General features: G+C 72.9%; 10 protein-coding genes. 6 read left to right on the top strand and 4 right to left on the bottom strand.

Annotated elements, in window-relative coordinates; translation table 11 throughout:
* Positions 1 to 173: 173 nt before the first annotated feature.
* From yidC to B0E53_RS27910, 3 genes are all read left to right on the top strand, one after another.
* Positions 174 to 917 carry a membrane protein insertase YidC gene (yidC, locus tag B0E53_RS27920; protein WP_107078750.1) on the top strand — a complete coding sequence of 248 codons (744 nt, stop codon included), beginning with the start codon at positions 174 to 176 and terminating at the stop codon, positions 915 to 917.
* Between the two features lie 76 nt (positions 918 to 993).
* Positions 994 to 2,418 carry a carbohydrate-binding protein gene (locus tag B0E53_RS27915; protein ID WP_107078749.1) on the top strand — a complete coding sequence of 475 codons (1,425 nt, stop codon included), beginning with the start codon at positions 994 to 996 and terminating at the stop codon, positions 2,416 to 2,418.
* Positions 2,419 to 2,571: 153 nt separating this feature from the next.
* The gene (locus B0E53_RS27910; RefSeq protein ID WP_281492916.1) at positions 2,572 to 4,116 is read left to right on the top strand and encodes a cellulose binding domain-containing protein; all 1,545 of its coding nucleotides are present in this window, start codon (positions 2,572 to 2,574) and stop codon (positions 4,114 to 4,116) included.
* Between the two features lie 13 nt (positions 4,117 to 4,129).
* Here B0E53_RS27910 and B0E53_RS27905 read toward each other — a convergent pair whose 3' ends face one another.
* Together B0E53_RS27905 and B0E53_RS27900 are read right to left on the bottom strand one after the other, a co-directional pair.
* Positions 4,130 to 4,792 (bottom strand): DedA family protein, encoded by a 663-nt coding sequence (locus B0E53_RS27905; RefSeq protein ID WP_107078748.1) that lies wholly within the window; start codon positions 4,790 to 4,792, stop codon positions 4,130 to 4,132.
* Between the two features lie 92 nt (positions 4,793 to 4,884).
* The gene (locus B0E53_RS27900; RefSeq protein WP_107078747.1) at positions 4,885 to 5,484 is read right to left on the bottom strand and encodes a DUF1349 domain-containing protein; all 600 of its coding nucleotides are present in this window, start codon (positions 5,482 to 5,484) and stop codon (positions 4,885 to 4,887) included.
* Positions 5,485 to 5,554: 70 nt separating this feature from the next.
* Between B0E53_RS27900 and B0E53_RS27895 the strand changes: the two genes are divergently transcribed.
* Together B0E53_RS27895 and fabG are read left to right on the top strand one after the other, a co-directional pair.
* The gene (locus B0E53_RS27895; RefSeq protein WP_107078746.1) at positions 5,555 to 7,207 is read left to right on the top strand and encodes an alpha-amylase family protein; all 1,653 of its coding nucleotides are present in this window, start codon (positions 5,555 to 5,557) and stop codon (positions 7,205 to 7,207) included.
* A gap of 55 nt (positions 7,208 to 7,262) precedes the next feature.
* Positions 7,263 to 8,021, top strand: a complete 759-nt coding sequence (gene fabG / locus B0E53_RS27890; protein WP_107078745.1) for a 3-oxoacyl-ACP reductase FabG — start codon at positions 7,263 to 7,265, stop codon at positions 8,019 to 8,021.
* A 29-nt stretch (positions 8,022 to 8,050) separates the two neighbouring features.
* Here fabG and B0E53_RS27885 read toward each other — a convergent pair whose 3' ends face one another.
* Positions 8,051 to 8,455: a hypothetical protein gene (locus tag B0E53_RS27885; RefSeq protein ID WP_091262250.1), complete on the bottom strand. Its 405-nt coding sequence runs from the start codon at positions 8,453 to 8,455 to the stop codon at positions 8,051 to 8,053.
* Positions 8,448 to 8,843, bottom strand: a complete 396-nt coding sequence (locus B0E53_RS27880) for a hypothetical protein (RefSeq protein ID WP_107078744.1) — start codon at positions 8,841 to 8,843, stop codon at positions 8,448 to 8,450. The genes B0E53_RS27885 and B0E53_RS27880 overlap by 8 nt, the downstream gene beginning before the upstream one ends.
* A gap of 172 nt (positions 8,844 to 9,015) precedes the next feature.
* Between B0E53_RS27880 and B0E53_RS27875 the strand changes: the two genes are divergently transcribed.
* Positions 9,016 to 9,912 (top strand): Gfo/Idh/MocA family oxidoreductase, encoded by an 897-nt coding sequence (locus B0E53_RS27875; protein ID WP_107078743.1) that lies wholly within the window; start codon positions 9,016 to 9,018, stop codon positions 9,910 to 9,912.
* Positions 9,913 to 10,175 lie beyond the last annotated feature (263 nt).

Here is a 10,175-nt window from a genome sequence, read left to right as displayed (position 1 = left end):
GCCCCGGGGCGGCCGCGCCCCCGTGCGCCCGGGCTGCGCCCCTCGGCCGCGTAGCCGCCTCGCGTCCGGTCGTTCGCCGGCGCGCCGCCGCCGCGGCCGGTTCCGTCGTCATCCGTCCCGCCGGGACGCGTCGTCCCGTCGGGGCATCCGGAATCGGACCGAGGGGTTTCCCCATGCTCGCCTTCGCACCACTGCACGCCGCGACCTCCGCCGCCGCCACCGTCGTCACCTGGCTCGCCGACGCGCTCGCCCCGCTGACCGGCGGCGCCGCGGCGGCCGCCGCGATCGTCCTGTTCACCGTCGGGGTCCGGCTGCTGCTCTCGCCGCTCACCCTGGCCCAGGTCCGCGGGGAGCGGCGCCGTGCGGCGCTCGCCCCCGAGGTCCGCGACCTCCAGCGCCGGTACGCCGACGATCCCGGCCGCCTGCAGAGCGAGTTGTTCGCGCTCTACCGGCGGGCCGGGGCCAGCCCGGTCGCGGGCTGCCTGCCGGCGCTGTTGCAGGCGCCGTTCTTCCTGGTCATGTACCGCCTCTTCGCCACCGGCGACGGGCACCCGCACCTGCTGGGCGAGAAGCTCGCCGGCGTACCCCTGGGGTGGCATCTCGGCGACGGGCTCACCGGCCCGGTGGTGGCGGTCTTCGGGGTGCTGCTGGCGGCGCTGCTCGTGCTGGCCTGGCGGTCCGCCCGGCGGGCGCGCCGGGCGGCCGCCGCCACCGGCACCATCGCCGGTGCGCCGACCGAGGGCCCGGGCGCGGCGGTGCTGGGTTGGCTGGTGCCGCTGCTGCCCTTCACCACGGTGCTGGTGGGGCTGGTGGTGCCGCTCGCGGCGGTGCTCTACCTGGTCACCACGACCGCGTGGAGCGTGCTGGAGCAGGCCGTGCTGCGCCGGCCTCAGCCGGAAGGCATCGACGCACGTTGACAAGTGCGGGGACGGGCGCGTAGAAAACGCCTCAGAGAGCGCTCTCTCTCGCCCGTCCCCGCAGAGAGGCACCCCGATGAACCCTGTCCCGGCGGCCACGGCCGCCCCCTCCGCCGTGCGCCGGTCGCGCCGGCGGCTCTCCCTGGCGGCCGCCGTGTTCGCCGCCACCACCACCCTCGCCACCGTCACGATGACCGCCCACGCCGCCGTGACGCCGCCGCCCAGCGGTTGGAGTCTGGTGTGGAGCGACGACTTCACAGGTGCGGCCGGCACCCTGCCCTCCTCGGCCAACTGGATCATCGACACCGGCACCAGCTACCCGGGCGGCCCGGCCAACTGGGGCACCGGTGAGATCCAGACCTACACCTCCAGCGCCGCCAACCTGTCCCAGGACGGCGCCGGCAACCTCCGGATCACCCCGCTCAAGGACGGCGCCGGCCGGTGGACCTCGGCACGGATCGAGACGGTCCGCGCCAACTTCAAGCCGCCCGCCGGGGGCGTCCTGGCCCTGGAGGGCCGGATCCAGATGCCGAACGTGACCGGCGCCCAGGCGGCCGGCTACTGGCCGGCCTTCTGGGCGCTCGGCTCCCCGTACCGGGGCAACTACCAGAACTGGCCGGGCATCGGCGAGTTCGACGTGATGGAGAACGTCAACGGGATCAACTCGGTCTGGGGGGTGCTGCACTGCGGCGTCGCCCCGGGCGGGCCGTGCAACGAGTTCAACGGCATCGGCAACTCCCGGGCCTGCCCGGGCAGCACCTGCCAGTCGGCGTTCCACACCTACCGCTTCGAGTGGGACGCCTCGATCAGTCCCCAGCAGCTCCGCTGGTACGTCGACGGCCAGCTCTTCCACACCGTCAGCCAGAGCCAGGTGGGCGAACCGTACTGGGGGCAGATGACCAACCACGGCGGCTACTTCATGCTGCTCAACGTGGCGATGGGCGGCGGCTTCCCGGACGGGGTGGCCGGCTCCGCCACGCCCACCGCGTCGACCGTCTCCGGCCGACCCATGCTGGTCGACTACGTGGCCGCCTACACCCGCGGTGGCGGCGGCACGCCGTCGCCCACCCCGACCACACCGCCGCCCGGCGGGACGGTGGACGCGTACTCGACCATCCAGGCCGAGGCGTTCACCGGGCAGAACGGGGTGCAGGTGGAGGCGTGCGGCGAGGGCGGCCAGGACATCGGCTGGCTGGCCAACGGCGACTGGGCCCGCTACGACAACGTGGAGTTCGGCGCCACGCCGCCGAAGGACTTCGTGGCCCGGGTCGCCTCGGGCGCGTCGGCCGGGGTGAGCGGGCTGGTCGAGGTCCGGGTGGACAGCCCGACGAACCCGCCGATCGGCAGCTTCGCGGTCGCCAACACCGGCGGCTGGCAGAGCTGGCGCTCGGTGCCGGGCAACGTCGCCGCGGTCACCGGCCGGCACACCGTCTACCTGACCTTCACCAGCGGCCAGCCGGCCGACTTCGTCAACGTCAACTGGTTCACCTTCCGCCGCTGAGCCGGCCGCACCGGGGGTCCCCGCGAGGGACCCCCGGTTGCCTCTGGACAGAAACAGTTAACAGTCTTAATAATGAGCGCACGTCGACGGTCGTAAATGTCACCCTCCACCACCACGTCCCTGGAGGACGCCGTGAGACTCCGCTCCACCCGAATGGCGACGTTCGCCGCCGCGCTCGCCGCCGCCCTGGTCGCCGGCACCCTGCTGGCCGCGCCACCCGCCTCCGCCGCCACCGCCGCCTTCGTCCGCACCACCACCTGGGACACCGGGTACGAGGGCAAGTTCACCGTCACCAACAACACCTCGGCCAGCATCTCCTCCTGGAACGTCCAGTTCGACCTGCCCGCCGGCAGCACCCTCGGCTCCTTCTGGGACGCCCGGCTGACCACCTCCGGCCAGCACGTCACCGCGGTGAACCAGTCCTGGAACGGCACCCTCGCCCCGGGCGCCAGCACCACCTTCGGCTTCAACGTCAACGGCACCGGCAACCCGACCAACTGCACGGTCAACGGCGGCTCCTGCACGGGCGGGGGCGGCGGCAACCCCGGCGCACCGGCCACCCCCGGCGGCCTCCGGGTCACCGGCACCACCAACACCTCGGTCTCGCTGGCCTGGAACGCCGTCTCCGGCACGGTCACCGGTTACCGGGTCTACGAGGGCGGCACCGTGAAGGCCACCGTCACCGGCACCTCGGCCACCGTCTCCGGGCTGAGCGCCTGCACCGGGCACAGCTACACGGTGGCCGCGTACAACGCCAGCGGGGAGTCGGCGAAGTCGGCGCCGGTGTCGGCCACCACCACCGGGTGCACCGGCGGGGGCGGCGGCGCGATGGCCGCGGCGCCCTACCTCTACCCGGGCTGGGGCGACCCGCCCGCGCCGTCGACGGTGATGGGCGCGACCGGGATCAAGTGGTTCACCATCGCGTTCGTGCTCTCCGGCGGCGGCTGCACCCCGGCCTGGGACGGCAGCGGCCCGCTGACCGGCGGCACGCACGCCAGCACCATCGCCGCGATCAAGGCAGCCGGCGGTGACATCATCCCGTCCTTCGGCGGCTGGAGCGGCAACAAGCTCGGCCCGAACTGCTCCTCGGCCAGCGCGCTGGCCGGCGCCTACCAGCAGGTCATCAACGCCTACGGGCTCAAGGCGATCGACATCGACATCGAGAACAGCGACGAGTTCGAGAACGAGGTGGTGCAGGACCGGATCCTGGACGCCTTGAAGATCGTCAAGCAGAACAACCCGGGGCTCAGGACGATCGTCACCTTCGGCACCTCGACCACCGGGCCGTCCTACTACGGCACCCGGCTGATCAACCAGGCCGCGGCCAAGGGCGCCAACATCGACGTCTTCACCATCATGCCGTTCGACTTCGGCGGCGGCGCGAACATGTACCAGAACACGGTCAACGCGGCCGAGGGGCTGAAGAACGCGCTCAAGACCGCGTTCGGCTGGTCCGACGCCACCGCCTACGCCCACATGGGCATCTCCGGCATGAACGGCCTCTCCGACCAGCAGGAGCTGACCTCGCCGGCCACCTGGACGCAGATCCGGGACTGGGCCAAGGCCCGCGGCCTCGCCCGGTTCACCTTCTGGTCGGTCAACCGGGACCGGCCCTGCCCGGGCGGCGGGGTGGTCTCCAACTGCTCCGGCATCGCCCAGAACACCTGGGAGTTCACCACCATCACCGCGGGATTCTGATCCCACGCCACGGTCAGCGCCCGGCGGTCACCGACTGCCGGGCGCGCCGCCGGCGTACCTTCTTGACCACCCAGCTGACGATCATCACGGCGAAGACCGCGAAGATCGCGTAGTTGAACCAGTCGCTGTACTGGTCGACCCGTTCCCAGCGCGAGCCGAGGGCGAAACCGGCCCCGACGATCAGCGCGTTCCACACCCCGCTGCCCAGCGTGGTGAGCAGGATGAACTCGCCCAGCGGCATCCGGTTCGCGCCGGCCGGCACGGAGACCAGGCTGCGCACCACCGGCACCACCCGGCCGATCAGCACCGCCCACCGGCCGTGCCGCTCGAACCAGCGGTCGGCCTTCTCCAGGTCCTCCCGGTCCACCAGCGGGATGTGGTCCAGCCAGCGCTTCAGCCGTTCCTCGCCGAGCGCCGCGCCGAGCCAGTAGAGCACCAGCGCGCCGAGCAGCGAACCGGCCGTCGCGGCCAGCACGATGAGCACCAGGTTGAACCGGCCCTCGGCGGCCAGGTAACCCGCCATGGCCAGCACGACCTCGCTCGGGATCGGCGGGATGATGCTCTCCAGGGCGACCAGCAGGGCCACCCCGACCGCGCCGAACGAGTCGATGACGCTCGCCACCCAGCCGGTCAGCCCGGTGAACTGGTTCGGGTCGACGTTCTGGGCGAGTGCCATGGGTGTCCTTCCGCGCGGTGCCGGGGATCCGTAAGCGGTACCCCGGCCGGCGCACGTCACACCTGCCGGTGACCGGACGCACGGACGCCGGGTCAGCCCTCCGGGTGCAGCGCGGCGTCCGCCGGCCCGCGCCGCCAGCCGGTGAAGCGGACCACCAGGCCGCCCCGGCTGGGCGAGCAGCAGTACGGTCCGGCCGCCGCCTCGGCCCCCGGGTCCAGCGGGGCCACCCGGACCAGCCGCCACGGCTCGGCGTCGGCCCGCGCGCGGACGGTCAGCGCGTCCCCGGCCCGGCTGACCCGGACCGTCACGTCCCGCCCCGACCACTCCGGCACCGGCGCCACCGACCAGTCGGACAGCTCGTCGGTGACGACCGCGCCGACCTGCGGCTGCCCGTCGCTGACCTCCACCCCCGCCTTGGTCCACCGCCGCTCGTCCACCCGGACCAGCACCCCGGCCTGGTCGAACTGGGCGGCATAGTCGAGCCGGAAGCTCACCTCCACGGCACTGTCCACGGGGAACGGGGCGAGCAGCGCCGAGCCGTCGTCGTGCACGAAGCCGTAGCTGGTCCGCCGCCAGAAGTCGCTGCCCCCGCGCGGCTCGACCAGCAGCGCGTCGCCGGCGGAGTCGGCCCGCTCCGGCGGGTTGAGCCAGGTGCCGGCGGACCAGTCGAGGGCGTGGGTGTCGGCGCTCATCCCGGCACCGTACCGGCCGCGGGCCGGCGGTGGGTTTGCCGCGGTCGGCAACCGGAGAAGTAAACCGAACATGGGTGACAGGTGGTATCAGGAGGCGGTGGTCTACTGCCTCGACGTCGACACGTTCGCGGACTCCGACGGCGACGGGGTGGGTGACTTCCGCGGCCTGATCGGCCGGCTCGACTATCTCGCCCGGCTCGGGGTGACCTGCCTCTGGCTGCACCCGATCCACCCGTCGCCGAACCGGGACGACGGCTACGACGCCACCGATTTCTACAACGTCAGCCCGAAGCTGGGCACCCTCGGCGACTTCGCCGAACTGCTGCACCAGGCGCGGAACCGGGGCATCCGTGTGATCATCGACCTGGTGGTCAACCACACCTCGGACGAGCACCCCTGGTTCCAGTCCGCCCGCTCCTCGCCCGACTCGCCGTACCGCAACTGGTACGTGTGGAGCGACGAGGCGCCGCCGGACCGGCACCAGGGCATGGTCTTCCCCGGCGAGCAGAACGAGACGTGGAGCTACGACCGCACCGCGAAGGCCTGGTACTACCACCGCTTCTACAAGTTCCAGCCGGACCTGAACGTCGCCAACCCCGAGGTCCGCGCCGAGATCAAGAAGATCATGTCGTTCTGGCTCCAGCTCGGCGTCTCCGGCTTCCGGATGGACGCGGTGCCGTTCATCATCGAGCTGACCGAGCCCGGCAACCCGGACTCGCCCAAGGACCTGGAGTTCCTCACCGAGCTGCGCCAGCACGTGCAGTGGCGGCGGGGCGACGCGGTCCTGCTGGCCGAGGCGAACGTCGAGCCGGACCAGCTGCCGGTCTACTTCGGTGACAGCGGCGGCTCGGCCAACCGGATCCACATGCTCTTCGACTTCATGATGAACGGCCGGCTGATGCTGGCTCTGGCCCGGCAGGATCCGGAGCCGGTGATCGAGGCGCTGCGGGAGACCCCGGCCCTGCCCGAGGGCGGGCAGTGGGCCACCTTCCTGCGTAACCACGACGAGATCGACCTGTCCCGGCTCACCGCCGAGCAGCGCAACCAGGTGTACGAGCAGTTCGGCCCGGACGAGGGCATGCGCCTCTACGGCCGGGGCATCCGTCGCCGGCTGGCCTCGATGCTCGGCAACGACCGCCGCCGCATCGAGCTGGCGTACGCGCTCCAGTTCTCGCTGCGCGGCACGCCGGTGCTGCGCTACGGCGAGGAGATCGGGATGGGCGAGGACCTGTCGCTGCCCGGCCGGGAGGCGATCCGCACGCCGATGCAGTGGTCGTACAAGGAGAACGGCGGTTTCTCCACCGCCGACCCGGAGAAGCTGGTCCGCCCGGTGATCGACAAGGGCGAGTACGGCTACCAGAAGGTCAACGTGACCGCCCAGCGCAAGGACCCGAGGTCGCTGCTGGGCTGGTTCGAGCGGATGATCCGTACCCTCCGGGAGGCCCCGGAGGTCGGCACGGGCACCACCAGCCACATCGACGTGCCGATGCCCCCCGGTGTGCTGGCGCACCGGGCCGACGGGCCGACCGGGACGATGGTCTTCCTGCACAACCTCGGCACCGAGGACGCCGAGGTCGACCTGAGCATCCTCGCCCCGGAGGCCGACCTGCCGATCGACGTGCTCACCGACCGCAACTACGAGGAGGTCGGCAAGCTCGACCGGTTGAAGCTGGCCGGCTACGGCTACCGGTGGATCCGGATCTGCCGGGGCACCCGGCTCTGACGGCCGAGCCGGCGTTAAGCTCCTTCGATCGAGCCCAAGTTACCGGGAGGTAATCATGTCGGAGGAGCCCCGCGTCGCCATCGTGACCGGAGCCGCGCGCGGCATCGGCGCGGCCACCGCCCGACGGCTGGCCGCCGACGGCATGGCCGTCGCCGTGGTCGACATCGAGGAGTCGGCGACCAAGGAGACCGTGGACGCCATCGCCGCCGCCGGCGGTCGGGCGCTCGGCGTCGGCGCCGACGTCTCCGACCGGGCCCAGGTGGAGGCCGCCGTGGAGCGGGTCGCCGCCGAGCTGGGCGCGCCGACCGTGCTGGTCAACAACGCCGGTGTGCTGCGGGACAACCTGCTGTTCAAGATGACCGACGCCGACTGGGACACGGTCATGGGGGTGCACCTGCGCGGGGCGTTCCTGTTCAGCCAGGCCACCCAGAAGCACATGGTCGAGCGGAAGTGGGGCCGGATCGTCAACCTCTCCAGCACCTCGGCGCTGGGCAACCGGGGCCAGGCGAACTACTCGGCCGCCAAGGCCGGAATGCAGGGCTTCACGAAGACGCTCGCCATCGAGCTGGGCCCGTTCGGGGTGACCGTCAACGCGGTCGCGCCGGGCTTCATCGTCACCGACATGACCGCCGCCACGGCGGCCCGGATGAAGGTCGACTTCGAGGCACTCCAGCAGCACGCCGCCGCGGAGATCCCGGTGCGCCGCACCGGCCGACCGGAGGACGTCGCGCACACCATCTCGTTCCTGGCCAGCGAGGGCGCGTCCTTCGTCTCCGGCCAGGTCATCTACGTCTCCGGCGGCCCCAAGGACTGACCCGGACGCGGGAGCCCGGCACGGCCCCGTCAGGCGGGGTCGTGCCGGGTGCGCCAGAGCCAGAACAGGCCGAGCACCGGCAGCACCAGCGGGATGTAGCCGTAGCCGCTGCCGAAGCCCGACCAGACCGTCTCGTCCGGGAACAGCTCCCGGTCGGCCAGGCTGAGGATGCCGACGCCGACCACCCCGACCAGCTCCACCGAGCAGCAGGCCAGCGCGACCCGGCGGCCGGTGTGCCCGGCGCGGGCCAGCCCGACCGCCGCCACGATGTAGATCAGCGCGGCCAGCGCGGAGAGCAGGTACGCCACCGGCGCCTCGTCGAACTTCGTGGCGATCTGGAGCCCGGCCCGCGAGGTCGCCGCGATGGCGAAGAGGATGTAGACCGCGATCAGCAACCGGCCCGGTCCCCGGTTCGTCGCCCGCTGCTCAGCCACCGACGACCTCCCAGGTCTGCTGCAACCGGACCACCACCACCGGGGTGACCAGGCAGACCGCGCAGACGATCGCCGAGCCCCACCGGGTCGGCTCCATCCGGGCCAGCACCCAGGCCAGCGGCGGCAGGCAGACCAGCGTCACCAGGTAACCGAAGAACGCCCCCGGCTCGCCCGGCCGTTCGCCGCCGCCGAGCGCGACGAGCGCCACCACGGTGAGCGCCAGCAGGGCCACCTCCAGCACGGCCAGGCCGACGAACTGGAGCCGGTCCGGCGCCCGGTGGCGTACCGCCGCCACCAGGGCCCAGACCGCGATCAGCAGCGACAGCACGATCGAGGCCGTCGCGAGGATGCCGTCCACCGGCGAGCCGGTCGCCGCGGCGCTGGTCATCGACGCCGTCCCGGCGCAGTCCCATTCACCGGCACAGCCTACTAATCGTCGTAGTAGCCACGCTCGCCCGGCTCTCCCGCGGGGTCGCGGCGCGCCGGCCGGGCCGGACGACTAGCGTGGATCACGGCCACCGGCGTACGCCGTGGCGGGGGACGACAGCAGGGGGTCCGCGGTGCGGTTCGGCTTGTTCGGCACGGGTCACTGGGCGGCGGAGACGCACGCCGCGGCCATCGACGCGCACCCGCGGGCCGAGCTGGCCGGCGTCTGGGGGCGCGACCCGGCGAAGGCGGCCGCGCTGGCCACCCGGCACGGCGTACCGGTCTTCGAGGACGTGGACGAGCTGCTGGCCGCCTGCGACGCGATCGCCGTGGCGCTGCCGCCGGACGTGCAGGCCGAGATCGCCGTCCGGGCCGCCACCGCCGGGCGGCACCTGCTGCTGGACAAGCCGCTGGCGCTGAGCCTCGCCGAGGCCGACCGGGTGGTCGCGGCCGCGCAGGCGTCCGGGGTGGCCTCGGTGGTCTTCTTCACCCAGCGGTTCCACCCGAACGTCACCGGCTTCCTCGCCTCGACCGCGGCGGCCGGCGGCTGGCAGCACGCCCGGGCGACCATGTTCGCCTCGATCTTCCAGCCCGGGAACCCGTACGGGAACTCGCAGTGGCGGCGCGACCGGGGCGCGCTCTGGGACATCGGCCCGCACGCGCTGTCGCTGATCCTGCCGGTGCTCGGCCGGGTCACCCGGGTCGCCGCCATGGACGGCCCGAGCGGCCTGGTGCACCTGCTGCTCACCCACGACGGCGGCGCCACCAGCACGCTCTCGCTCACCCTCGACGCGCCGCCCGAGGCGGTCACCCGGGACTTCGTCTTCTTCGGCGAGAACGGCACCGAGACCGTCCCGCCCGGCGACGGCAGCGTGCTCCAGGCGTTCGGCACGGCCATCGACCAGTTGCTGGAGGAGGTCGAGGCGGGCACCCGCGACCACCGCTGCGACGTCCGGTTCGGCCGGGAGGTGGTGGCGGTGCTCGACGCCGCCGAGACCGCCCGCAGCCAGCGGCGCACCGTCGACCTCTGAGGAATTCCGTCGCGGGCCGGCCGGGGTGCCGCTAACCTCGCCGGCATGTGTACGCACGCCCTGATCGACGTGGCCGTCACGCCGGCCGCGCGGGGGCTCCTCCTGGTCGCCCGCCCGCGGGTCCGGCGTCCGGCCCTGGCCGGCCGGTACGCCCACCGCGCCTGACCTGACCGTCCGCACCGCCGGCCCGGACTGGCCGGCGGTGGCGGAGAACCTGCTCGCCGACACCGAGCGGCTCAGCCGCCTGGTCGACGACCTGCTGC

Source organism: Micromonospora sp. MH33, from assembly GCF_003013775.1.
Taxonomy (GTDB): domain Bacteria; phylum Actinomycetota; class Actinomycetes; order Mycobacteriales; family Micromonosporaceae; genus Micromonospora; species Micromonospora fulviviridis.
Note: the sequence above shows the minus strand (reverse complement) of the source record. Positions and strands in the feature narration are given on the sequence as shown.

Excerpts from the sequence above, each read along its gene's own strand:
- fabG (WP_107078745.1), top strand. The coding sequence starts at position 7,263 with ATGTCGGAGGAGCCCCGCGTCGCCATCGTGACCGGAGCCGCGCGCGGC.
- B0E53_RS27880 (WP_107078744.1), bottom strand. The coding sequence starts at position 8,843 with ATGACCAGCGCCGCGGCGACCGGCTCGCCGGTGGACGGCATCCTCGCG.
- B0E53_RS27915 (WP_107078749.1), top strand. The coding sequence starts at position 994 with ATGAACCCTGTCCCGGCGGCCACGGCCGCCCCCTCCGCCGTGCGCCGG.
- B0E53_RS27910 (WP_281492916.1), top strand. The coding sequence starts at position 2,572 with ATGGCGACGTTCGCCGCCGCGCTCGCCGCCGCCCTGGTCGCCGGCACC.
- B0E53_RS27900 (WP_107078747.1), bottom strand. The coding sequence starts at position 5,484 with ATGAGCGCCGACACCCACGCCCTCGACTGGTCCGCCGGCACCTGGCTC.
- B0E53_RS27905 (WP_107078748.1), bottom strand. The coding sequence starts at position 4,792 with ATGGCACTCGCCCAGAACGTCGACCCGAACCAGTTCACCGGGCTGACC.
- B0E53_RS27895 (WP_107078746.1), top strand. The coding sequence starts at position 5,555 with ATGGGTGACAGGTGGTATCAGGAGGCGGTGGTCTACTGCCTCGACGTC.
- yidC (WP_107078750.1), top strand. The coding sequence starts at position 174 with ATGCTCGCCTTCGCACCACTGCACGCCGCGACCTCCGCCGCCGCCACC.